Origin of the sequence: Telluria aromaticivorans (assembly GCF_013003915.1) — a bacterium.
GTDB classification, from domain to species: Bacteria; Pseudomonadota; Gammaproteobacteria; order Burkholderiales; family Burkholderiaceae_D; genus Telluria; species Telluria aromaticivorans.
Genome location: NZ_JABAIV010000002.1, coordinates 465,538 through 490,035, shown reverse-complemented (window position 1 = coordinate 490,035; position 24,498 = coordinate 465,538). Strand labels below are relative to the sequence as shown.

Here is a 24,498-nt window from a genome sequence, read left to right as displayed (position 1 = left end):
TCATTCTCCAGCCTTCTTTTCAGCTGATTTTTCAGCGGGCTTCTTCAGCGGCGTGCGGAAGTCGCGCATCAAATTGCCCGTGGCCGGATCACGTTCGGTCTTGAACAGCTCCAGGCGCGATGGCGTTGCCTTGCGCGGCCAGGCGTTGTTGTTGACGTCGATGTCGGCGGTTTCCCAGTACGGGTCCTGCACCAGGCTGACGATCGGCTCGTCGGTGATGAACAGCTTGGTCACCTGCTTCGGCGAGTAGCGCCACACTTCGGCCGGGATGCGCTCGATGGTTTTCTTGCCGCTCTTGGTTTCGATCTCGACCACCAGCGGCGTCACCAGCCCGCCCTTGTTCGAGAAGTCCACCAGGTACAGGTGCTTGCCTTCCTTGAGCAGCGCCTTTTCCCAATTTTCCAGTCCCTCGACCGCCTCAACGAACTTGTTGCGGTCCTTGTTGGTGACGGTGAAGTCGTCGTTCGCGTTATAGAAGTCCTTCAGCTCGGGATGCGCATCGACGCGGCGCGGCATGCCCTTGTTGCGCTGGTCGGTGATCGAGATCGGCTCGGCCTGTTTGCGGGCGCGCTGCCACGCCTTTTCGATTTCCGGGTCCTTGCTGCTGACGGTGTATTCGCTGATGCCGTCCACGCTCACGTCGACCGCATCGGTCGTGTAGAACCAGCCGCGCCAGAACCAGTCCAAATCCGTGCCCGAAGCATCTTCCATGGTGCGGAAGAAGTCGGCCGGGGTCGGGCGCTTGAACTTCCAGCGGTCTGCGTATTCCTTGAACGCGAAGTCGAACAGTTCGCGTCCCAGGATGGTTTCGCGCAGCACGTTCAGCGCGGTGGCCGGCTTGGCATAGGCGTTGTTGCCGCGCTGGAGGGTCGATTCGGCATTCGTCATGACCGGCACCTGGTTGGTGCTGCGCATGTAGTCGACGATGTTGCGCGCTTCGCCGCGGCGCGAAGGGTAATCCTCTTCCCAGGCTTCCTCGGCCAGGAACTGCAGGAAGCTGTTCATGCCCTCGTCCATCCAGGTCCACTGGCGCTCGTCCGAGTTGACGATCATCGGGAAGTAGTTGTGGCCCACTTCATGGATGATCACGCTGATCAGGCCGTACTTGATGCCCTTCGCATAGGTGAGTTCGCCGGTCTTCTTGTCCTTGACCGGACGCCCCGCGTTAAACGAGATCATCGGGTATTCCATGCCGCCGATCGAGCCGTTCACGGAAATCGCAGTCGGGTAGGGATAGTCGAAGGAATACTTGTTGTACTGCTCGATGGTGTGGATAACGGCGGCTGTCGAATAGCGCTCCCACAACGGGTTGCCTTCCTTCGGGTAGTAGGACATCGCCAGCACGTCCTTGTCGCCGCTCTTGATGGCCTGGGCGTCCCAGATGAACTTGCGACTCGAGGCAAATGCGAAGTCGCGCACGTCCCTGGCCTTGAAATGCCAGGTCTTGGTCGCCTTCGAGCGCCCCTTCTCGGCGGCTTCGGCTTCACGCTGGGTGACGATGACGACCGGTTTCTTCGCGTCGCGTGCCTGGCGCAGGCGGTCGCGCTGGGCGGCAGTGAGCACCGCATCCGGGTTCTGCAGCTCGCCGGTCGAGGCGACCACGTGGTCGGCCGGCACGGTCAGCTGCACATCGTAATCGCCGAACTCCAGTGTGAACTCGCCGTCGCCCATGTATTGCTTGTTCTGCCAACCCTTGATGTCGTAGTAGGCCGCCATGCGCGGGAACCACTGGGCAGCCAGGTAGATGTCGTTGCCGTCGTCGAACTTCTCGTAGCCGGTACGGCGGCCGACGACGTTCGCTTCGGGGATGTTGATGGTCCACGCCAGATTGAAGGACACGCGCGCGCCGGGCTTGAGCGGCTGTGGCAGGTCGATCCGCATCATGGTCTTGTTGACCGTATGGCGCAGCGCGCGGCCATCGGCGCCGGTGACGCTGATGATGTTGATGCCTCCGTCGAAGCGCTGCTGTTCGAGCGTGGCTTTCAGGGTGTCGAACTTGACGCCGTCGTTGCCGCCGTTGTTGCCACGTACTTGCCAGGCTTCGCGCGAGGGCAGGGTGGAGATGCGGCGGTTGTCCGAATCGGCACGGAACATGTTCTGGTCGAGCTGCACCCACAAGTAGGAAAGCGTGTCCGGCGAGTTATTCGTGTAGGTGACCGTGCCCGAACCAGTGACGCTGCGCTTGGCCTCATCCAACGTGGCGCGCAGGCGGTAGTCGGCGCGTTGCTGCCAGTAGCGGTGTCCCGGCGCGCCGGAGGCGGTGCGGGTCTCGTTCGGCGTCGGCAGCAGCTCCTCTAACTGGCGGAACTTGTCGTCGAAGGCCGGCGCAGCGTTTGCAGCGCTTGCGAGGAAGAGGGCGGCGAAGCTCGCCTGCAGGTGTTTGATTTTCATGCGGAATTTGGTACGGAGGGGAGAGTCATCGGTAAACCCGTAGGGTGGGCAAGTTTCTTGCCCACTCGTTCAATCAGTGCCTGAAAATAGCCGCCTTCCAACGGAGCGAAGACGATTTGAACGCGTGGGCAGAATCTGCCCACCCTACGATATGGCATCCCCCCACGCATTGAGTCAGGGCTTACTCGGACTTCGGCGCTTCTTCCTTCTGGCCTGGCGTCTTGAGCTTGGTATTGAAGTCACGCATCAGGTTACCCGTAGCCGGATCACGCTCGGTCTTGAACAGCTCCAGGCGCGACGGCGTTGCCTTACGTGGCCAGGCGTTGTTGTTAACGTCGATGTCGGCGGTCTCCCAGTACGGGTCCTGCACCAGGCTGACGATCGGCTCGTCGGTGATGAACAGCTTGGTCACCTGCTTCGGGGAGTAGCGCCACACTTCGGCCGGGATGCGTTCGATGGTTTTCTTGCCGCTCTTGGTTTCGATCTCGACCACCAGCGGCGTCACCAGCCCGCCCTTGTTCGAGAAGTCCACCAGGTACAGGTGCTTGCCTTCCTTGAGCAGCGCCTTTTCCCAATCTTCCAGTCCTTCGACCGCCTCAACGAACTTGTTGCGGTCCTTGTTGGTGACGGTGAAGTCGTCGTTCGCGTTATAGAAGTCCTTCAGCTCGGGATGCGCATCGACGCGGCGCGGCATGCCTTTATTGCGCTGGTCGGTGATCGAGATCGGCTCGGCCTGTTTGCGGGCGCGCTGCCAGGCCTTTTCGATTTCCGGGTCCTTGCTGCTGACGGTGTATTCGCTGATGCCGTCCACGCTCACGTCGACCGCATCGGTCGTGTAGAACCAGCCGCGCCAGAACCAGTCGAGGTCCGTGCCCGAAGCATCTTCCATTGTTCGGAAGAAATCGGCCGGGGTAGGGCGCTTGAATTTCCAGCGCTGCGAGTATTCGCGGAAGGCGAAATCGAACAGCTCACGGCCCAGCACCGTCTCGCGCAGGATGTTCAGTGCGGCGGCCGGCTTGGCATAGGCATTGTTCCCGAACTGGAGCAGCGACTCCGAGTTCGTCATGATCGGCACCTGGTTCTGGCTGCGCATGTAGTTGACGATCATGCGCGGGTCGCCGCGCATCTCGTCCCAGTTCTCTTCCCATGCTTCCTGGGCCATCGACTGCACGAAGGAGTTCAGGCCTTCGTCCATCCAGGTCCACTGGCGCTCGTCCGAGTTGACGATCATCGGGAAGTAGTTGTGGCCCACTTCGTGGATGATCACGCCGATCAGGCCGTACTTGGTGCGCTTCGAATAGGTCAGTTCACCGGTCTTCTTGTCCTTGACCGGACGCGGACCGTTGAACGTGATCATCGGGTATTCCATGCCGCCCACCGGGCCGTTCACCGAGATCGAGGTCGGGTACGGGTAGTCGAACGAATACTTGTTGTACTGCTCGATGGTGTGGATGATCGCCTGGGTCGAATAACGCTCCCACAGCGGATTGCCTTCCTTCGGGTAGTAGGACATCGCCATCACATCGGTATCGCCCGACTTGATGCCCTGCGCGTCCCAGATGAACTTGCGGCTCGAGGCGAAAGCGAAATCGCGTACGTTCTTCGCCTTGAAATGCCAGGTCTTGGACTTGGTGGCGCGCTGCTTTTCTGCGGCTTCGGCTTCCGCCTGGGTCACGATGATGACCGGCTTCTTCGCGGTGCGCGCCTGGCGCAGGCGGTCGCGCTGTGCGCTGGTGAGCACGTCGCCCGGGTTCTGCAGCTCGCCGGTGGAGGCGACGATGTGGTCGGCCGGGACGGTGATCTGCACGTCGTAGTCGCCGAATTCCAGCGTGAACTCTCCGGCGCCCAGGAACTGCTTGTGCTGCCAGCCGTAGACGTCGTAGTAGGCCGCCATGCGCGGGAACCACTGGGCGATCTCGAACAGGTCGTTCTTGTCGTCGAACTTCTCGTAGCCCGAACGCCCGCCCAGCACCTTCTGCTCGTTGATGTTGTAGTTCCAGTCGAGGCTGAACGATACGCGCGCGCCGGGTTTCAGGGGCTGCGGCAGGTCGATCCGCATCATGGTGCGGTTGATGACGTGCTTGAGCGGGCGGCCGCTGCTGTCGCGCACATTGCTTACCCTGAAGCCTCCGTCGAAGGTGCTGGCTTCGAGCAGGGTGCGCAGGGCGTCGAACTTCACGCCCGTTTCAGGCGTCTTGGCCTGGGCCCAGGCGTCGCGCGAGGGCAGGGCGGCCGAGGTGCGGGCGTCGGAATTGCGGTTGTAGATGTTCTGGTCGAGCTGCAGCCAGAGGTATTTCAGCGTATCGGGGGAATTGTTGTGGTACGTGACCGTGCCCGACCCGGTGATCGCGCGCCTGGCTTCGTCGAGCGTGGCGCGCATCGTGTAGTCGGCGCGCTGCTGCCAGTAGGCCTGGCCCGGCGCGCCCGAGGCGGTGCGCACGCTACCCGGCGTGGGTAGCAGCTCGTCGAGCTGGCGGAATTTGTCGTCGAAAGGCGCGGCGGCGAAAACGGAGGCGCTGAGGCATAGCGCGGCCAGCCCGATGGGCAAACGTATCATGATTCCCCTGATATTTTATTTAGAATAAGAGCGTCTAGCAAAACCCCCAGGGCAAGGCGCATCGCCGAAGACAGTACGCTAGTACGGCAAGGCGGTGCAACGCGGCCATGGGGGGAATTGTTAGGCGCTCTAAGAAAAAGTATTCTAGCTTTACCACTTATGCATTGCTCAGAGGATTTGTAAAAAACCTGATACATGATGCATATGTATCCCGGCATGCGGATGGTGCCGGGCCGGCAGGGGACGATACGAAGAGTCGAGGAAGACCGAGCCAGGAACTGGCGGGGATGCAAGGCTGCAGGAGGGGGGATTACGAGCCGATGTTCGCGGACGGCGTTTGGAAAGCAACTGAGTATTGGCTGCGGTCTTTCCCTGTCCCGGAGGAGTCGAGAAAGGCCATGATGTGGTCGACGGTCTTGGGGTCGGTCCGCACGAATTCGGCTTCGTAGGAGGTAGCGGTCGGCTCATGGGTGACTGCCCCTGACAGCTGCACCATGGCGAAATGCAGCCTGGGGTCACCCGGCAAGGTGAATCGCATGCTGAGCTGGTCCGACGGGCCGCTTTCCAACTTTTCCGAGCTGACGAAGCTGATGCGGCCAACGCTGACGTCGACAAGACGGACACTGATCGAGCCGGAGCCCTGCAAGGTCGCAACCGACGCGACTTCGTGCATCAGGTTCATGGCGTGAGCGGGATGTGAGTCCAAAGTGATCGTCCAGGGCAGCGAAATAAGCTTTCAATATTGCGGGTCAAAAGCGAGACAGCCTGATGATACGTATTTTTTAATAGCATTAATGTAAGATACCCCCAATAGGGTTTGTAGGAGTAATCCTACGAATGCCGAGTGCTATTCCGAATCCTTCCAGAACCCGCGTACTGGGAATCCTGCATCGCGCTGGATCCAGTTCCGCGGCGAGTAGGTCGAGGACGCATCGGTTGCGTGCAGCGTGAATGCATGGCGCGACACCGGCGAGCGGTTGGGAGCGCTGTAGTGCGGCAGCAAGCCGTGGAAGCAGACCAGCGTGCCGGCCTTCGCCTCGAGCGGCACCGCGGTGCTGTCATCCGGCCAGGGCGTGGCATCGAGCTTTTCCATCGTGATGCGGTCGCCGTCGCGCAAGAAGCGTTCGCGCAGCGGGCCGCGGTGGCCGCCCGGCTCGGCCCAAAGGCAGCCGTTGTCGACGGTCGCATCTTCCAGCGCGAACCAGAAGGTGGTGACGGTGATCGGGTCGCTGTCGAAGAAGGTGGCGTCCTGGTGCCAGCGCACCTCGCCGCCGATGCCCGGCTGCTTGAAGATATACATCGACTGCCACACCTGCGGCTGTTCCATCCCGAGGCCGCGTGCCACCGCGGCCAGTTTGGGGTCGCGGGTAAAGGCCTCGAACACCGGATCCAGGTCGTGCATGGCATGGCCGATCTTGTTGATCGACAGCGCCTTGGCCTGGCGCAGTTGGCCGTCCTCGCCGAAGGCTTCTTCTTCGAAGAAGCAGCGCACCGTGTTGTCCGAGCCGAGGAACCAGTCGTCGCTGGCGCGGGCCTGGTCTTTCGTCGTGAAGATGGCCCGCGACTCGGTCGGGTCGAAGGCGTCGACGATCTCTTCCGCGCGGCGGCGCAGCACAGCGATCTCGCCCGGATTCTTGAAACCGGGGATGACGAGGAAACCGTCGCGCTGGTAGCGTTCGCGCTGTTCTGGCGTAAGCATGGTTGGGCAGCCCAGGGAAAAAACATATTGTAGCGCCGGGTGCATTGGCAGGGTGCTCCCGGCGCTGCGTCCTCAAGGTACGCGCGTCACCTCGACTTGGAATGACCCGCTCACCAGGCGGCCGCCTTTGCCGGCCATGTGCAGGTCCAGCTCGCGCGACAGCACGAACAGCCTGCGCGCCGATTCCGCATAGAGCGGCTCCCACTGGTTCTCACGCAGCGCGATCATCAGTTTGCCCGCGCGATCGGCGATCTCGAACGCGGTCTCGCCCTTGATCGCGTAGCGGCCCGCCAGCATCGCGCGGGTTGCCGCCGGCAAGGCGATCGCCTTGCGCTGCATGGTCTGGTAGGTCGGCCAGCGGTATTCGGCAGCGATCGCACGGATCAGGCCTTGCGCCACTTCGCCCCCGCGGTCGCCATTGGTCATGACCACTGCGCCGTCGCCGCGCTGCACGTAGGCGTACAGCGAATTCTCGTAGCCCACGTTGCGGCCGCCGTGGCCAAAGGCGTGCTGCGGCGCCTTGCCGTCGATTTCGAGGCCGAGCGCGTAGTTGTTCATCACAGGGCGCAGCATCGTGCGCGTCATGGTGGCGGACAGGGCGCCATCGGCGCCGGCAGCGCCACGCTGTACCGCCAGCGCGAATTTCGCGAGGTCGGTCGGGGTGGTCCACATGCCGGCGGCCGCCATTTCAGGGTGGGTATGGGGACCGCCGGCAATCGCGGTGCCGGCGCCGTCGTGCGGCAGGGCCGCGCGCGCCAGCAGGGCGCCTGGCAAGGGCTGGGCAAAGCTGCTGTCCGCCATGCCGAGCGGCTTGAGCACCGTTTCGTCCATCAGCGCATCGAAGGGCCGGCCCGAGCGGTCGACCATGGCCTGCTGCACCACGCTGTAGCCGCCGCCGGAATAGTTCCATGCGTCGCCGGGCGCCGTCTCGTTCCGCACCGGCCCGTTGTTGGCGGGCGCCTGGCCCTCCAGTACCTGGAGCAGGGTCGGCACCTGGGCGCCCGCCGCATAGCCGCGGAAACCCGACACCGTCGTCCCAGCCGTATGCGAGAGCAGCTGGCGCATGCTGACTGGCCGCCTGGCGGCACCTGCGGGCAGTTTCCAGCTGGTGAGGATGCTGTTGATGTCGGCGTCGAGGTCAAACTGGCCCGCTTCGGCCATTTTCAGCGCGCCCATCGCGGTGATGGGTTTACTGATCGACGCAGCCTGGAACAGGGTCTGCGGCGTGACCGGCGCGCCGCCCGCCTGCGTGACGCCATAGCCCTTGGCCCAGGCGATCTTGCCGCCCCTGATCACGGCCACGCTCAGTCCCGGCACATGCAGGCGCTGCATCTCGCCGGCCAGCGTGCGCGCGTCGATCTTGACTCCCTGGATCGCCACCGCCGGCCGCAGGCCGCGTTCGATGCGGGCGATGGCGTCCGCATCCTGTGCCTGTGCCGCTGTTGGTGCCGATGCCGCGGCCATTGTCATGCCCACTGCATAAGCCGCGAGTGCCACCGTGTTCTTGCGTCCGACCATTCTGTCTCCTTGTAGTTGTTAGTAGCTCTACAGGGAGTATCCGGATACCGGACAGGGAGCGCAAGCTGCCGTTTTCAGGCCAACAAGCTCAAGTCGAAGACCCGTTCGGCCAGCCAGACGCCGGCCAGCAGCGCGATCACGCTTGACCCGCCGACCATGATGGCGCGCCGGTAGAACAGTCCGTTGCGTAGCAGGTAGGCGACCGGCAGGAAGGCCGCGACGATGGCCAGCTGGCCCAGTTCGACGCCAACGTTAAAGCCCACCAGCGACAGTAGCAGGGCATCCTGCGGCAGGCCGAGGCCGGCCAGCACGCTGGCGAAGCCGAAACCGTGCAGCAGGCCGAAGCCGAAGGCGAACCATGCGCGGCCCCGATGCACGATCGGCCAGACGTTGTTCAGTGCGGCCACGATCACCGAAGCCGCAATCGCCGACTCCACCAGGCGTGAAGGCAGGGTGACGATGCCGAGCGAGGCCAGGGTCAGCGTAATCGAGTGGGCCAGCGTGAATGCGGTGACGATGCGCACCACCTCGATGGCGCCGCCGCGCAGGCTGTCGCGCCCATGCCAGGCCTTGTCGCGCCACACCAGTACCGCCGGCAGCAGCAGCGACAGCAGGAACAGGATGTGGTCGAAGCCGATCCAGATATGCCAGACGCCGTGCTTCAGGTAGTCGAGGAACTGGCGGCCAGCCGAAGGATCGGCCAGCTGCAATTTCTGGTGCGGCTGTTCGGGACTGAAGATCGCCGTGGAAGTCGTGCTGCCATGGCGCAGCGCGAGCAAGCCCTTGTGCTGTGGGTCAATATCGGCCAGCAGGCTGTAGTCGATATCCAGCCGCGTCACCGCAGCGCTGCAGCTCCCTCGCAGCATCAGGACCGTGTAGGCGCCATCGGTATGCGAGTCGACCAGCTGTTGGGTCACCTGCAGCGGGCAGGCACTGCCATCGCTGTTCAGCTTCAGGCGCGCCAGCGCATAGGCGGCGATCGCCGCATGGCGGCCGCGCACTTCGTCCCAGGTGAGCTCACCGTCGCCATTCCCGTCCAGTCCAACTGCCATCTCCAGGTCGCGCAGCGCAATGTCCCAGCGGCCTTCGACCTGCTGGCCGCGTACTTCCAGGTTCAGGTAGCTGTCGCTGGCCTTGTGGGCGTAAGCCGGCTGGCCGGACAGCAGGGCCAGTAGCGCGAGCAGGACGCACCAGCTGCCCTTCATGTCGCCGCTCCCAGGCTGCGCAAGCTGGCATCGAGCGAGCGGTCTTCCAGCGCGTGGCGGCGCACCCAGTCTTGCACCAGGCGCGCCGCTTCGGCGTCGCCGCTGCCGGCCGCGGCCTGCGCCAGGATGCGCAGGTCGGCCGGCTCTTTCTGTACCGCCCAGTTGAGCTTAGCCAGGCGCACGGCGCCCGCGGGATTGCCGTCCAGGGCGAGGGCGAAGCGCGCTTCCTCGCGCCGGTGCACGACATCGCCGCGCCGCTGGGCCGCTTCGAAGCGCGCGCGCAATGCGGCGGTGTGGCGCACGGCGTCGGGCGACCCGACCGTCTTCAGGGCAATCGCATAACGCAGCAGCAGGGCGTCGGCCAGCGTGCGGTCGGCCAGCAGGCGCAGCACTTCTTTCGCACGGCCGCGTTCAAGCAGGAAGTCGGCGTAGGCGGCCAGTAAATAGCTGTCCTGCGGATCGGCCGCCAGCGCCTCGCGGAAATGGCTTTCCGCGGCAGCGTGCTTGCCCAGGCGCTCGGCCATTTCGCCGAGCAGGGTCGCGGCCCAGGCACGCAGGGGCGCCGGGGAATCAAGACGCGCCGCCAGCACCCGGCGCAAACGCTCGTAGCTGGCGCCGGCGCTGCCGCTGACGCTGCCCACCGAGGCCAGGCAGGTCTGCACCACCAGGTCGGCCGTACGGCTGAAGAGCCGCGCGCAGCTGGTGCGTGCGCCGGCGTAGTCGCCGGTAACGAGCTGGATGGTCGCGCGCGTCAGCCAGGCTTGCGCATTACCGGCATCGCGCCGCACCACTTCGTCCAGGTCGGCGAGGGCGGCATCGAAGGAATGGGTGCTCTGGTTGAGGGTCGCACGCAGCACCAGCACATCGGGTGGCGCTTTGGCGCGCGCGGTGTTCCACCACGGCGCCAGCGCTGCTTGCGCATAGCCGAGGTAACGCGGATCGCCATCGCGGCGTGCCTGTTCGATGTAGCGCCGCGCAAGAAAGGTCGCGCGGGGAAGGTCATTCGGATTGGCAGTGAGTTCGGCGCGCAGGCGCGCCAGTTCGCGCTGCGCCGGTTCGAGGCGTCCCGGCAGGCGCTCCAGCACCTGCTGGCCGCTGGCCGGAATATAAGGCGCAGCCTGCGCCGCGCCGGAATGCAAGGCCGCCAGCAGCACCAGCGGATAAACAAACGCGATCATCGGTTCTCCATGAGAAAAGACGGGAAGGGGACTTTCGTCCCCATTCCCGCCTTCAGGGTGCGTCAGGCCGATGGTACCGGCTCCGGCTCCGTGGTTTCAGGCACGGTGACGGGGATTGCGTCGATCGCCACCGGTTCGTCGTTGTCGAGCAGCGAGGCCACCCGCGCCAGTACCGTCTGGAAGAAGGTGTCGGTGGACACCGGAGGCGGCGTGGTGCCGGTCGGCGGTGGCGTGGTCGCGACGGGGTCGCGGTCGTTGCTGCCGCCGCAGGCCGTCAACAGCAGGGCCGCCGACAGCAGCAGCGCAGCGTTGCGCATGTGCGGAGTCATGGAAGTCATGGCTTTCTCCTCGCGCTTACTGGTTGCCCGGCAGCGGCGTGTTCAGGTACGGGAATGCCGGCTTGTACGATGCCGCGGTCTTGCGCACGCCGTCGGTCAGGGCCAGGCCGCCGGCCGGTGCGTCGGAAGGCTTGCAGCCCACGCCCAGGGCATCGTTGGCGCCGGTCAGCGCGCACAGCGCGCCCATCGACACGCGCAGGGCGATGTCGGTGACGTCGTCGGCCGGACGGCGGCCGTTCGGGAAGCCGGCATTGTCGCCGCCTGCCACGCCCATCGCGTTCTGCGCGGCCAGCGCGGTCGGCGCGATGCTGGTGTTCAGGCGCAGCATTTCCGAGGCCACCACGTTCTTCGGCTGGTTCACGCCCGGGATGCCCTTGAGGAAGGCGGTGACCAGGTCGTTGCGCGGGAAGTTGGTTGGGGCTTTCGCAGACGGGAACAGGGTCTCGATGATCGCCGGCAGGGTCGGATTGGTGACGAAGTCGATGAACTGGCCGTCATTCTGCGGCTTGGAGCTGTTGAAGCGGTCCTTCAGGTCCATGCCGATGATGACTTCGTTCACGAGCGGCATGCCGAGGCGCGAGACCTGGGTCCAGGCGCCGCCTTCCTTGGTCGCGTTGTTGATGCCGCTGGCAGGAGTTGGGTTGAGCAGGCGGCCCTGGCGCATGCTGGCAGTGGCGTAGGCGCCGATCACCGGTTCGCCGGCGGCAGCCACGCAGGCGATCGGCACTTCGATGGCGATGGCGCTGACGTTCTTGTTCTCGAGGTCGTTCTTGTTGCCGTTGACCTCGGCGCCCAGCGGGTTCAGGTTGACCAGGTCGAAGATCTTGCCGACGGCGATATAGAACGACTCCTTGCGCTGGCCGACGAACACGCGGCCGGTGCCGCAGCCGGGGATGGCCACGTCGTAGATATGCTGGTTGGCATAGGTCTCGTAGCCGGTGGCGCTGCCGAAGGTTTTGTCGCCGATATTGTCGACCGGTTTGTCGAATTCGGTGACGCCGCTGGCGCCCGCCAGGCGGGTGCGGGCGCCGGCGCGGCGGTCGCCCTTGACCATGTCGATGGTATAGGTTTCGCGCACATTGAGCGAGCCTGGGTTGACGCCGCTGATGGTCGAGGAGTTGATCAGCGGGATCAGGACCTGCTTGCCGCCGACGGTCAGGGCGGTGCGTTTCGAGGTGCTCTTGAAGCGGAACTGGAAGGAGATGTCTTCTTTCGCGTCGCCGTTGTTGTCGACGTGGATTTCGTACAGGGCGTTGTTATCGAACTGGTAGAAGTTCGGGCCGCCCTGCGGATCCTGGAAGGGGATGAAGTTCGCAATCATGGTCACGAAGCCTTCGCGGCCAGGCGCATAGCTGCGGAACATGTAGAAGTCGGTGCCGTCCACTTTCGGGGCGTTGGTCAGGAATGGGGCTTCGCGGTGGCTCGATGCCGCGGCGGGCATGGAGAGCATGGCCAGGGCTGCGCCCGAAGCAAGGGCCGCAGCCCAGAGTGGTTTCTTGTTGCCGAATTGCATGTAAATCTCCTCTGTATTGTTGTTCCCCACGAAGGGGGCGACAGTGTGCGGAATACGTCTCCACTAGCGTATACGCGGCCCGCACCTTATCGGATTCAAATTATTTTTAGTACATCGTTGCTCTGTAGATGTGATAATTCAAGCATGCACAGCTGGTAAATCCGGCGCTTTTTTCGCTGATTCGAAAGATTTTCGTGGTTCAGTCAACAAATTTGCCAAATTCATTAGAACTCAACAATTGGATTCGTGGCGCAGCGCTGAAAGATGCTGTTGCTTTCCGGAAGTTGTACGAAGCCAGTTCGCCCCGTCTGTACGGACTGGCCTTGCGCATCCTGCGCCGCCGCGAGCTGGCCGAGGAAGCGCTGCAGGAGAGTTTCGTAGCGATCTGGGACCATGCGCGCGATTATCAGGAAGGGCTGGCGGCGCCGATGACCTGGATGTCGACCATCGTGCGCAACAAGTCCTTCGACGTACTGCGCCGGCACCGGCACGAGGCGGAGCTCGACGGCGTGGAGTTCGACGACGCGGTGATGGCGACCCTGCGCGACCCGGTGGCGAGCCCGGCCGACCTGCACCAGCTGAGCAGTGAGGCCAAAGCGCTGGCTGCCTGCATGGCCGCCCTCGACGAACAGCACCGGCATGCCGTGGGACTGGCCTTTTTCCATGACTTGTCGCACAGCGAAGTGGCGCGCCGGCTGGCGCTGCCGCTGGGGACGGTGAAGACCTGGATACGCCGCAGCCTGGTACGGCTGCATGACTGCCTGACCGGAAGGAGGACGGGATGAAGCTGCGCGACAACGAGCCCTTGCGAGAGCGGCTGGCGGCCGAGTATGTGCTGGGGACCCTGCGGGGACGGGCGCGGCGGCGCTTCGAAGGCCTGATGCATGGCGATGCGGCGCTGCGCCGCACGGTGGCAGCATGGGCCGACCGTATCGGGGCGATGGCCGAATTTGTGCCGCCGGTGGCGCCGCCCGCGCAGGTCTGGCGCGCGATCAGAACCCGGCTGGGCCTGGAGCTGCCTGCGCCGGCATGGCAATTCTGGCGTCACGGTTCGCTCGGTTTCTGGCGCCGACTGGGTGTTGCCTCGAGCATGGCGGCGGCGTTGCTGCTGGTGACTGTGATGCAGCGGGAACCGCAGCAGCCGGCGGTCAGCGATATCGCGACCCTGCTCGACGAGAAGGCGCAAACCGCGCTGCTGGTCACGGCCGATCGCGAGCGCAGGCTGCTCACGGTACGTTTGGTGGCAACCCAGCCCTTAAGCCCCGGGCAAGTGCTGCAGTTGTGGGCTGTGCCGCAGCAGGGCACACCGCGTTCGCTCGGCGTGCTCGATGGCAGCCGGCAGCTCGCGCTACCGCTTACGGCGCAGGCGATCGGCGCCGACGTGGCGCTGCTGGCGGTCAGCCTGGAACCGCAGGGCGGCTCGCCCGACCCGAACGGCCCGAGCGGACCGATCCTCTACAAGGGCGGCTGGATCAGGGTGATGTAAAGGCGGCGCTCAGGCCGCGGGCATCGTGAAAATGAATTCCGTCACGCCATCGGCGGAATTGACCGCGACCGTCCCGTGGTGGCCGCGGGCGATCCGGTCGACGATGTACAGACCCAGGCCGAGTCCTTCGCTGCCCTGGCGCGAGGCTGCGCGCCAGTAAGGCTTGAACAGCTGCGTCACCACGTCCGCCGGGAGCCCGGGGCCGCCGTTGACGACGTGCAGCGCGAACATGCCCTTGTCGATATGGGCGTCGACCACAATGGGTTGGGCCTCGTCGCCGTGAACCACGGCATTTTTCAGGAGATTGGAGAGCAGCTGCGACAGGCGGTCGGGATCGCAGCGGAACTGCATGGGCGCCTCGATGCTGCTGTCGATCTGGCGCTCGGGATAGACGTCGCATAGTTCGTCGACGACCTGGCGCAGGAACAGGTCTGCGTTCGGGGTGTCGCGCAGGTCCAGGGCAATCCCGCTGCCCATTCGCCCGCGCGTGAAGTCGACCACGTCGCCCACCAGCGCCGCCATGCGAGACGCGCAGCGCCGGATGCGTTGCGCCACCTCGCGCGTTACCGAATCCTGGTGCTTGAGCAGCAGGATTTCGGCGCCCGACTGGATCGCACTGAGCGGCGTGCGCAGGTCGTGCCCGAGGACGGCGATGAACTGCTCGCGCAGTTCCGCCGTTTCGCGTTCGGTCAGCAACTCGTTCTGGGCCTGTCCACGTGCATGTTCGGCTTCGAGCTGCTTGGAGATGAGTTCGGCGAACAGGGTCAGGGTCGAGACGGTGGTCTCGCCCGTCAGGCGCGCCGGTTCGGGATCGAGCCCGCACAAGGTGCCGAAATACTGGCCGCCGGGGCGGAACACCGGAATCGAAAAATAGCTCTGGAAACCGTAGATGCGCGGCGTGTGGTGGTCGTGGTAGCGGGCGCTGTCGCGCACGCTGTCGATGATCACCGCTTCTTCAGTGTCGCGCACCTGTTCGCACAGGGTCGTGGTGACGTCGAGTGCGCCGCCCGGCTTGAGGCCGAATTCGAGCCCGTCGAGCACGGCGCAGGCGGTCCAGGAATCCTGGGTCACGTGGGCGATGCAGACGAAGCGCAGCCCGGTCATGGCGGCGACCGTTTCGAGGATCTTGGGGACAGCGCCGATGGCCTGGATTTCGCTGACGTAAGAAGGGACGTCGTCTGCCATGGAACGCTCTACGGAGGGATGGTAGACCGTCATGGTAACACCGATATTGTGACCGCTGCTCAGGTGTTACACATCCAGCGGCCGTCGGCGTACACCCTTTCCTCGCCCAGGTAGACCGCATCGGTGACCGCGAATACGTCGATGTGGAAGCGCGCGTCCTTGCGCTTGAAACCGGGCTTCGTGTACACGCCATGCTTGGCGCCGAGCGACAGGTGGATGCCGCACATGCGCTCGTAGGTGCCGATATCGTCGACGCGGCGCTCGCGCGTGAAGGCGCGGTTCATGCCGAATCCCAGCTCGCGCACCCAGACTTCGCCCTCGATCTCGGTGATGTTGTCCAGTACCTGCTGGAATGCCGGCGTGGCGTTCTCGGTGCCCACCACGCGGCCACGCTCGATGACCAGGGTCACCGGGACCTCGGGCCGGTTCGAACGGTAATTCGTATCGCCGAAGACGTGCACCTGCACCCGGCCGTGCACCGCTTCCAGGTCGAGCGCTTCGGTAAACACTTCGCCGATCGGGAACTGGCCGCCGACATTGTTCATCTCGCTGTAGTCGCCCACGTTCAGCTTGGCCGGCTCCAGCGCCGAGGCGAAGGTCAAGGTCTCGCCGCCGCCCAGCACGCGCGCATGCGGCGCCGCGTCGATCCGCGCTTTTAGTGCGCGCCCAACGCCGCGGAAATAGGCCGGGTCATAGGCCAGCGCCTCGATGTAATGCTCCGACTGCGCTCCCGGCATGCGCGACAGGTGCACGTGCTCGACCACCTTCAGCCCCAGCTTGAACAGCTCGACGCGGATACGGAAGCCATCCAGCCGGAAGTTGGTCGACTGCACCAGCACCACCAGGTCTTGCGGCGCCATCGCGCGGAAGGCCGCCAGCACCGCCTCGGGCGTGGCGGAATCGAAATCGATGAAGACCGCGCCGGGCAGGTTGCGGCGGTAGCCCTCGAGCAGCGCGCGCGCCAGGGCGGTGCGGGTGTCGTAGACGACCAGCGCGGCGTGGGCTGGACCGTATTCGAGCGCATGCGCGAGCACGTCGCGCAAGTGCGCCTCGGCGGCATCGACGGCGTGTGGCGGCAGGTCGCCAGGGTGCTGGTCGTCAGGTGATTCGGGGGTATGCATGTCTGGCAAATTGGGAGCGGAAGCCGGGCCGCCATTATACGTACGTCAGCCAAAAGTTCCCCGCACCACCTGCCAATCAGCCCATTTGTTGATCCCAAAAGGGTCATGGCACGCTACCCCGTGTACGGCGCGCCGCGCGACAGTCCTGAGCGCTATGATTTGAGCAACAACAAGAGGGAACGAATAGTCTCGACACGCTGGGTTTTATATACGAATAAGGGGCACCAAGGTGACGGCATGAGATACAGATGGGAAACGCCTGCCAGTGTCTGGCAGGAAGACGAGCGTAGCGGGGAGTTCGAACTGCTGGCAACCGAGGGCCTGGGCCGCATCGACTGGCAGGCCCACGCCCACAGCCGCCTGCCCGATGTCGCCCGCCTGCTCGGCGCCTCGCTGCCGGACGCCTGCGCCTGCGCGCCCATCTATCCGGAAGGTTTCGCCTTTTGCCCGAACTGCGGCCGCAGCTTGCTGCGGCTGCCGGGGACACCTGCGCGCCAGGCTGGCTGGTGGGGCCCCGGCGTGGATGCCACGCTGCCGCGCCACGTTCCGCACGGTTTGCCGGTCACCTCGCTGCCGCTGGGCGACAGTCTGGAAGAGCGTCCAGCCGCGCCCCACGTCGGCCGCCATGACCTGGCGATGCCGGTGCCGCCGAATGCGCAGTGCGTGTTCGCGGCATCCCACTACGGTTTTCCCGAGCAGCGCCTGCTGGCGCTGGCCCACACGCGCGGCGTGCTGCAGTACTGGGACCCGGTCGCCGGCCTGTGGCATGTGATGGCGCCGGACGACGGCGCCGCCGGCCTGGCCTTCACCGCCTCGTGCTATGCCTGGCTGCCGGTGCTCGAGCCGCGCCGCGGCGAGGTGGCGATTGTCCCCACCAGCAGCGGCCTGCATCGGCTGTGGATCAATCCCGTGAGCGAAACCTATCGCACCGAGCCCGTACTGGAAGCACCGCTGGTCGCCGCGCCCGGCGCCATGCGCCGCCACATCGCCTGCCTGGTCTGCCCGGACGCCGACGCCGGCGGCACGGTGCGCCTGTGGAGCGCGCGCAGCGACCTGCTCGAAGTCGAAGAATTTGCCTGCCCGGATATTCCCCGTGCCGGCTGGTCGCGCCCGATCGGCTACGACGGCCGCCTGTTCTGGCTGCACGATCAGGGCCAGCTGGCCTGGCGTCCGGGCCAGCCGCCGCTGTTCACCCCCTGGCCGCCGGGCTGGCTGCCGCGCCTCGATTTCGGCGGCCCGACCCAGAGCCGCGACGGCCGCCTCTGGCATATCGGCCACGATGGCCAGGGGTATTCCTTCCTCGAACTGGGTACCGACCGTCCCGAGAGCGCGCCGATCGACGGCGCGCGCCTGGGCTTTGCCAACTTCCTGTTCCGGCGCGGGCACCCGGTCGTCGACGAGCCCTGGTCCGGCGAGCACATCGAAGACCTGAACCAGGACGACACCCTGGTGCTGCCGCTGCTGCGCGCCTTCAACAACAACCGCAGCCAGCCAAGCGGGCTGGTGCTGCGCTTCCATAAATACACCGGCCGCGCCGAGGAAGCGCTGGAAGCGCGAGTGCTTCCCCGCACCACGGTCGAATGGATCGGCCGGCGCAACGTGATCCTCGACGAAGTGGTGCGCCTGTCGCGGCCGCTGGACTGCGTGCCCTTCGTGTACGCGGGCTGCCTGTGGCTGCACCATCCGGACTGGAACGAGATCCGTGGCTGGCGCCTGGAAGATCCGGCGTGATGCGGGTCACTTTCCACCAATGCGCTGCAGCGCTGCTGTTGCTGCTCTCCGCCGCTTCCCCCGCGGCTGCGACCCCACACGTCTTCCTGGTGCAGAACTCCGGCTGGATGGAGCCTTTCTACACCGACCCGCAATCCCAGTTCAAGCCCCTGATTGGTGCGCTGGCCGGCGCCGTCGTGCAGCCAGGCGACGCCATGGTGCTGGCTGCCTTCAACCAATCCTTGCCGGGCGCGCCCTCGCCCAAGGCGCTGCTCTCGCTCAAGGCCGACCCGAAGGTCGTGCGCAGCCGCGTCAATGCTGCACTCTCCGGCCTCGAGGTGGCGCGCAAGCCGGGCAGTGCCGCACTGGCCGACACCGACCTGGGTGAAGCGGTGCAGGCCGCCATCGGCACGGCGCTCGGCGGCAAGCCCGGCATCGTCTGGCTGGTGACGAACAACCGCAACAGTCCGAACAACGACCAGGCCACCGCCGCACGCAATCGCGAATTCTATGAGCTGATCCACCGCGGCGCGGCGATCGACAAGGTCGTGGCCTTCCCGCTGCGCATGCCAGTCCAGGGCAAGCATTACCAGGCCAATGGCCTGATGGTGTATGCCTTCGCCGTCGGCGCGCCCGGCAGCCGCGCGCTCGACGCGCTGCTGGCGTCCGGCCGCATCGCCAGCGTGATCACCGAGCAGCCGGCGCGCCTGAAGCCGCTCGACCGTGACACGGTGCGCCTCAGCCCCGCGCAAGTGGAGGACGCGCCCGGCGTGGCCTTCTCGCAGGCGCAGGGCGGGGCGCTGCGCGCCGACGTCGACCCTGATGCGCGCACGCCAAAAGCCAGCATCCTTTGGCACCTCGAGAACACGATGTACCCGTACACCATCGCCTCGGCCACGCTCAGCGCGCGCTCGATGCTGGCCGGCGAAGACCGCAAGATCGAGCTGGCCAGCAGCCGCGTGGACAACCTGGCGCCGGGCAAGCCGGTGCCGCTCGGCTCGGTCATGCAGCTGCCGGTGGCCCAGCTGCCCGACAAATGGTCGATGGAAGCGATGAAGTCCGCCGGTTCGGCCTATGTGCTGCCGGGCCGGATCGAGCTGCACCTGGCGAACCAGAAGCTGGAATTGTCGCAGGCCTTCCGCCAGCGCATGGCCGCGCTGTTCCCGGGCGACCCGCTGCCCGAGATCTTCACGCCGCCGGCCACGGTGCAGGCCTCGAACGCCGTGCTGCCGCTGGAGGTGCGCGTGCATTACGGCATGGGACCGCTGGCGGCGCTCGGCGGCATCGCCGCGGCCCTGCTGGCGGCGCTTGGTGCCGGCGCCTGGGCCTATGGCCGGCCGCGCGTGGCCCAGGTCACCGTCGAGGACGAGCTGCGTACCATGCGCGCCCGTCCCGGCACGGTCCAACCGATTTACGACAAGGCAGGCGCCCAGGTGGCGCAGCTGAAAACCACCCTGTTCGGCCACGAGCTGTTTGATTTGCGCGAAGGTGCGCAGGTACGGCTTGGCCGCTGACAAAAACAAAAAAGGAAACCGCTCCATGCAAGGAACCCAGTCACCTTCCGCACCGTCCCAGGCCGATCCGGGCTTCAAGCTGCCCGACGAATCAAGCTCGCCCCAGGATTCGCTGCCGCAGACTTCTCCGGACACTGCCGGGCGTCCGGTCGAAGTCGTGCCCGGAACGACGAATGCGCCGATTCCCGCGACCGACACCTCGACGCGCGACCTGGCCATCGGTGCGGTGGTGTTCGTGGTGCTGCTGGTGGTGTATTTCTTCGTGCGCAACGCCTACGTGCACCACCTGGTGGTGCGGCGCGTGGCGCCTTCGTCGGCGGGCAGCGCCGGCTGGATGCTGTTCGTGGGCCTGGCCTTTTTATCGGCCGCCGCCGTACTGGCGATCATCAATGCCAGCAAATTCCTGACCTTCGCCGTCACCGGCCCGCTGGTGGCAGTGGGCGTGATCGCGCTGGTCGCGGCGCTGTTCGTCGGCCGCCGCTAAGCGTAAAGTAAACACTCGAAAGAACACGATATGGCAGATTTTCCCAACCCAGCAAGCCTGAACGCCAAATCGGAGCTCAAGGTCGACCTGCGCCCAACGCTGTTCATCGGCGCGGGCGGCACCGGCATGGAAGTGATGATGCGCATCCGCCGCCGCATCCTGTCGGCCGTCTGGAACCGGCACAGCCCGACCCGCGTCGAATCGATCGGCGACTTCCCTGTGGCGCGTTTCCTGCACTTCGACCTCGACAACAACGCCGTCATCGACGAAGGCAAGTCGCAGCGCACCGACCCCTGGTACGAACTGGTGAAGCTCACCGACGAAGAACGCCTGGTCGAGCCGCTCGACCTGCCGCAATACCACGAGTCCGACGACAGCCTGGCGCGCTTTCCGCTGATCGAAAGCTGGATGCCGCTGCGCCCCAAGAAACTGCGCTCGCTCGGCATCGACCCCTCGAAGGGCGCGGGCCAGATCCGTGCGCTGGCGCGGCTCTACCTGTTCGACAAATATCCCAAGCTGCGCGGCCGCATCAAGGGCGCGCTGAATTTCCTGAGCAGCAATGCCGGCATCGAGCGCAAGGAGAACTACCAGCGCCTCGGCCTGCAGGTGGATACCTCGAAATTCCGCATCGTCGTCATCGCCTCGTGCGCGGGCGGGACCGGCGCCGGCAGCGCCATCGACCTGGGCTGGCTGTCGAAAGCCATCGCCCGGCAAGAGGTGTCGGACAGCCAGGTCGACCTGGTGATGTTCATGCCGGGCGGCTTCGCCAAGGCCAACAAGGAGCGCACCGAGGCCAATGCCTACGCTACCTTGATGGAACTGGAAACGGCGATGCGCGACATGAATGCACGGGTAGCATGGATGGACCCGGACAGCATCTCGGGCAAGGGCGCGCCTTTCGACGACGTGTATTTCGTCGACACCGCCAACCTCGCCAACAAGGCCACGCTCGACGTCAAGGACGTCTACCAGATGGTCGCCGATACCCTGTTCGAAGATTTCGCGTCGGCCGATTTCGCCAACCGCAAGCGCTCGGTGGCGGTCAACCAGCAGCAGCACAAGCTGGGACCCTACAACCCGCGCGTGCCGGAACAGCGCTTCGGCGACATGCGCCTGTCCTATTCCAAGGTGTACTCGGCCTTTGGCCAGGCCGTGCTGGACACCCAGCAAAGCCTGCGCGACGACATCCGCGCCTACGAGCTGGCCGGGCTGATGGTGAAGGCTTTCTTTGGACTGGTGGGAACAGACGGCTCCATGGCGCGCCGTGCCGGCGACGGCGAACGCGACACCTTCATGCGCGAACAGATGGAGATGGGCGAGCGTCCCTTCGACGCCTTCCCGGACTTCCGCAAGGGTACGGTGGACATCACGCCGTTCCCGGAATACGCGCTCACCGGCACGCTCCTGCTCGACAAGGACGGGCGCTCGCTGCTGGAACGCGTGGAAAGCAAGGTGCAGCTCGAAGTCGACCGCATCATGGCCTCCTACGACATCAAGCAGTGGCGCGAGAAAGTGGCCGAACTGCTGCCGCACCTGGAGCGCGATGCGATCCGCGAAGCCGGCGCCACTGCCGAGACCAGCGAAGACCGCATCAAACGCCACACCGGTGAATTGAGCGGGCGCCTGAAATCGCGCGTGCGCGAGCGCCTGTACGCGCTGCTGGACGACCGCAAGCAGGGCGGGCTGGAATTCGTGCTGTCGCTGCTGGAGCAGGTCAAGGCGCGCCTGTCGCAGCGCGACCTGGCCAATGCCGAGCGCAATGGCCGCCGCTACCGCGACATCCGCGATGCGCTGCGCACCCGCCAGGTCGAGGAGTCGCTCAACAACCTGTCGCAGGCATCAAGCCGCATGTTCGGCAAGGAGCCGCAGGCGCGCGAAGTGATGAACCACCTCAAGCGCGACATCGCCGACTACCTGCGCTTCCACCTGCTGGCGGTGGCGGCCGGGCAGTCGATCGAAGTCATGCGCAACATGTCGGCCTGGCTGGGCGACCCCCAAAGCACCGACGAGCAGGGCCAGGCCCAGTGGAGCGGCATTGCCGGCGAATTCCAGGATGGCCGCCGCCAGGTGCAGGCCATGTTGCATGCAGCCGACCAGCGCATCAGCCAACTGCGCGCCGATGCGCGCCAGGAGCATGCCACCTATATCAAGCTGGCCGCCGACGTGCTGCCGCCACCGGTGCGGCTCACCGGCGACGTCAGCGCCTGGAGCGAAGAAGTGCTGCTGGAATTCGGCGGCTCGGCGCGGCTGTTCCCGCAACTGGGCGACGAGCGCCTGCGCGCCGACCTGCTGCTCAAGCTATTCCGCCGGGCGCAGCTGCAGCTCTCCAGCCAGGAGCTCGAGCAGCCGGAGCCGGTCGACCCGCTGCTGGAACGCTTATCAAGCATGAGCCCGCCGGAGCGCCAGCGCGTGTTCGCCGAATGGATCCGCAGTGCCATGCCCTGGGTGAACGCGCGCTTCTCGGCCGAGTTCACACCCGCGGCCGACCAGTTCAAGTGCTTCATCGGCGTCGGCGATGCAGCAAGCTGGCGCAAGATGGAAGCCGAGCTCCGTGCTGCGGTGCCGACCGGGTACTTCCATGGCGACCTGCTCTCGGTGGTCAACACCGGCATCTCCGGCAAGGCGGTCTGCTATATCGAGCTGTCGGGCTACCCGATGACGGTGCTGCGCGGCTTGCCGACCTGGCGCGCCTCGTACCAGATCGAGAACCCGAAGATCCCGACCCACCTGCATTTCGACGCCACGCGCTTCCGCCATCCGTTGTCGCCGTCGATGGACGAACTCAATCGCCTCGCCGACGACTACGAATGGTTCCTGCAGGCGATCGCGCTCGGCGTCATCCGCCGCAAGCCCGACCTCGGCGACCGCGAGGCCAGCTTCCAGCCGCGCGGGCAATACCTGTTCGAGGTGGAGCCGGGTTCGGGCGAGTGGCTCCAGATCGGCAACGAGTTTGCGATCCGCTCCAACGGCCTGCCGCCGTATTACCGTGACGGGGTGATCGGCGCCGTGCGCCACCGCCTGGCCAATGTCGGGCCGCACCAGCTCACGCTGCTGGCGGCGCTGATGCGCCACTACCAGCTGCGCGTCTACGAGCCGCGCCTGGAGGTCGACGAGACTGGCGCCCAGCTGCCGTCGCCATCGCTGCCCAATATCACGGCGCGGCGCCTGTACGACCAGTGGATCCGCCGCGCCGCCGCGCTCGACCCTTCGCTCTCGCCGGCGCAGATCGAGACCGCGCTGGCCGGTATCGGGCAGTGGACCGAATCCGTACCCGATTCCGCCGGCGACGCCTACAGCTGGGAAGTCGAGCGGCCGGTGGACAAGCGGGTGATCCTGTCCGAATATTTAGTGAACGACGAACGCGCGGCCCAGGCGCTGGCGCGGCGCCCGGCGGTCGAACTGGCCAAGGCGCTGCCCGCTTACGACACGCAGCAGGGTGTGGAGCAGGGCAGCGGGCAAACCAGCCAGCCGCGCTACAAGCTGTTCGTGCAGGGCGCCCAGCGCGGCCCGTTCACGGTCGAAGAGATCGCCCAGCAGGCTGCGCGCGGCGAGGTCGACGCAAGCACGCGCGCCTGGAACATGGCCTGGAACCCGAAGGCGGACAAGTGGAGCACGGTCGGCGCGTTACCGGAACTGGCGGCGGTGCTGGACAAGGTGATTCCCGATCCGGACGACGTGGATGACGCCATCCCGGATCCCGAATGAAAGACGGTATGGTGCAAGACGACGCGGTCTACCGCTGCATTGGCCTCTCGTGCGGGCGCTTGACGCCGAGGCGGGTGAATTTCTGCCCCTGGTGCGGCACGGCCCAGCAGGTGGTGCAGCCGGGCGTGAGCCCGCCGCCGGTGCTGGCCAAGGCGCCGGTGACGCCGCCGCGCCCGGTGCCTGCGCCTCCTCCTGCGCCGCCGGTGGTCCAGCCGGCCGCCGCTGCCGCAGCAGCTGCCGCTGCGGTGCCGCCGCCGTCGCCGGCGCCGGTACCGCCTCCCTCCGCACGAGCCGCCGCCTCCGCCACGCCGCCGCCCGCCGGCGATGCAGGAACAGGACCAGGACGGGGCATCCCTCCGCCGCCCGGCATCCGTGGGGCGCCGATGCCGGCACGCCCGCCGCAGCGGGCGCCGGTGCGCCTGCGCTGGTGGATCGCTGCGCTGGTCATGCTGTGGGTGATCTGGATGGTCGTGAAACCCGACGGCAGCCGGGTCGAGCGCCGCATGGACCGCGCGGTGGCGCTGGCCGTCGAGTGCAAGGCGCGCGAGGCGCAGGATGAACTGATCGCCCTGCGCGGCAGCAGCGCCACGCCGGAGCAGCTGCGCCAGGTGCAGTCGTCGCTGAACAAGGCGGCGGCCGACTGCACCCGCGCCGAGCAGCGCGCCCGGGCCTGGACCGACACCAACGGCGCGGTGCAGAAGCTGCGGCGGGCGCGCACCTACGACAAGGCGCTGGCCCGGCTGGCCGTGTTCACCAGGCGCTGGGGCGAGGACGACGCCACCCGCGCGCTGAGGCAGGAGATCATTGATGAGCGCGAGCATCCGCTGGCCGACCCGACCCGTGGGGAGTAAGCGCAGGAGTGACTACTCACCCCGTCCAACGGTCAGCCAGCTT

The 24,498-nt window shown here is 65.8% G+C and carries 18 protein-coding genes; 7 read left to right on the top strand and 11 right to left on the bottom strand.

Annotated elements, in window-relative coordinates; translation table 11 throughout:
• The 9 genes from HGB41_RS07610 to HGB41_RS07570 all read right to left on the bottom strand — a co-directional run bounded on the left by HGB41_RS07610 (position 1) and on the right by HGB41_RS07570 (position 12,399).
• A complete protein-coding gene (locus HGB41_RS07610; RefSeq protein WP_171082789.1) occupies positions 1 to 2,391 on the bottom strand; it encodes a M1 family metallopeptidase in 2,391 nt (796 codons plus the stop codon).
• Between the two features lie 181 nt (positions 2,392 to 2,572).
• A complete protein-coding gene (locus tag HGB41_RS07605) occupies positions 2,573 to 4,948 on the bottom strand; it encodes a M1 family metallopeptidase (RefSeq protein ID WP_171082787.1) in 2,376 nt (791 codons plus the stop codon).
• 310 nt (positions 4,949 to 5,258) lie between these two features.
• Complete coding sequence (locus tag HGB41_RS07600) at positions 5,259 to 5,630, bottom strand: PilZ domain-containing protein (protein ID WP_171082785.1); 372 nt, start codon at positions 5,628 to 5,630, stop codon at positions 5,259 to 5,261.
• A 165-nt stretch (positions 5,631 to 5,795) separates the two neighbouring features.
• Entirely contained in the window at positions 5,796 to 6,647 is an 852-nt protein-coding gene (locus tag HGB41_RS07595; RefSeq protein WP_171082783.1) for a phytanoyl-CoA dioxygenase family protein, read from the bottom strand.
• Between the two features lie 72 nt (positions 6,648 to 6,719).
• Positions 6,720 to 8,165 carry a serine hydrolase domain-containing protein gene (locus HGB41_RS07590; RefSeq protein WP_171082781.1) on the bottom strand — a complete coding sequence of 482 codons (1,446 nt, stop codon included), beginning with the start codon at positions 8,163 to 8,165 and terminating at the stop codon, positions 6,720 to 6,722.
• 74 nt (positions 8,166 to 8,239) lie between these two features.
• Positions 8,240 to 9,370, bottom strand: coding sequence for a HupE/UreJ family protein (locus tag HGB41_RS07585; protein ID WP_171082779.1), 1,131 nt, complete (start codon positions 9,368 to 9,370; stop codon positions 8,240 to 8,242).
• Complete coding sequence (locus HGB41_RS07580) at positions 9,367 to 10,548, bottom strand: tetratricopeptide repeat protein (protein WP_171082778.1); 1,182 nt, start codon at positions 10,546 to 10,548, stop codon at positions 9,367 to 9,369. The genes HGB41_RS07585 and HGB41_RS07580 overlap by 4 nt, the downstream gene beginning before the upstream one ends.
• Positions 10,549 to 10,610: 62 nt before the next feature.
• A complete protein-coding gene (locus HGB41_RS07575; protein WP_171082024.1) occupies positions 10,611 to 10,886 on the bottom strand; it encodes a hypothetical protein in 276 nt (91 codons plus the stop codon).
• Positions 10,887 to 10,902: 16 nt separating this feature from the next.
• Positions 10,903 to 12,399 (bottom strand): DUF4331 domain-containing protein, encoded by a 1,497-nt coding sequence (locus HGB41_RS07570; RefSeq protein ID WP_171082776.1) that lies wholly within the window; start codon positions 12,397 to 12,399, stop codon positions 10,903 to 10,905.
• 194 nt (positions 12,400 to 12,593) lie between these two features.
• Between HGB41_RS07570 and HGB41_RS07565 the strand changes: the two genes are divergently transcribed.
• Together HGB41_RS07565 and HGB41_RS07560 are read left to right on the top strand one after the other, a co-directional pair.
• On the top strand, positions 12,594 to 13,184 hold the full coding sequence (locus tag HGB41_RS07565; RefSeq protein WP_371868476.1) for a sigma-70 family RNA polymerase sigma factor: 591 nt from the start codon (positions 12,594 to 12,596) through the stop codon (positions 13,182 to 13,184).
• On the top strand, positions 13,181 to 13,885 hold the full coding sequence (locus tag HGB41_RS07560) for an anti-sigma factor (RefSeq protein WP_171082773.1): 705 nt from the start codon (positions 13,181 to 13,183) through the stop codon (positions 13,883 to 13,885). The genes HGB41_RS07565 and HGB41_RS07560 overlap by 4 nt, the downstream gene beginning before the upstream one ends.
• 9 nt (positions 13,886 to 13,894) lie before the next feature.
• Here the strand turns inward: HGB41_RS07560 and HGB41_RS07555 are convergent, their stop codons facing one another.
• Positions 13,895 to 15,070: a GAF domain-containing sensor histidine kinase gene (locus HGB41_RS07555; RefSeq protein ID WP_171082771.1), complete on the bottom strand. Its 1,176-nt coding sequence runs from the start codon at positions 15,068 to 15,070 to the stop codon at positions 13,895 to 13,897.
• Positions 15,071 to 15,129: 59 nt separating this feature from the next.
• Complete coding sequence (locus HGB41_RS07550; protein WP_171082769.1) at positions 15,130 to 16,191, bottom strand: M29 family metallopeptidase; 1,062 nt, start codon at positions 16,189 to 16,191, stop codon at positions 15,130 to 15,132.
• Between the two features lie 237 nt (positions 16,192 to 16,428).
• On the opposite strand from HGB41_RS07550, the gene HGB41_RS07545 reads away from it, so the two are divergent.
• From HGB41_RS07545 to HGB41_RS07525, 5 genes are read left to right on the top strand one after another with little or no spacing between them, the layout of a single operon-like run.
• The gene (locus HGB41_RS07545) at positions 16,429 to 17,922 is read left to right on the top strand and encodes a hypothetical protein (protein ID WP_171082767.1); all 1,494 of its coding nucleotides are present in this window, start codon (positions 16,429 to 16,431) and stop codon (positions 17,920 to 17,922) included.
• A complete protein-coding gene (locus tag HGB41_RS07540; RefSeq protein ID WP_171083484.1) occupies positions 17,922 to 19,415 on the top strand; it encodes a hypothetical protein in 1,494 nt (497 codons plus the stop codon). Before HGB41_RS07545 ends, HGB41_RS07540 begins: the two co-directional genes overlap by 1 nt.
• Positions 19,416 to 19,440: 25 nt before the next feature.
• Complete coding sequence (locus HGB41_RS07535) at positions 19,441 to 19,899, top strand: hypothetical protein (RefSeq protein WP_171082765.1); 459 nt, start codon at positions 19,441 to 19,443, stop codon at positions 19,897 to 19,899.
• 30 nt (positions 19,900 to 19,929) lie between these two features.
• Positions 19,930 to 23,604: a tubulin-like doman-containing protein gene (locus HGB41_RS07530; RefSeq protein ID WP_171082763.1), complete on the top strand. Its 3,675-nt coding sequence runs from the start codon at positions 19,930 to 19,932 to the stop codon at positions 23,602 to 23,604.
• Positions 23,601 to 24,455 carry a hypothetical protein gene (locus HGB41_RS07525; protein WP_171082761.1) on the top strand — a complete coding sequence of 285 codons (855 nt, stop codon included), beginning with the start codon at positions 23,601 to 23,603 and terminating at the stop codon, positions 24,453 to 24,455. The genes HGB41_RS07530 and HGB41_RS07525 overlap by 4 nt, the downstream gene beginning before the upstream one ends.
• Positions 24,456 to 24,498: the final 43 nt, after the last annotated feature.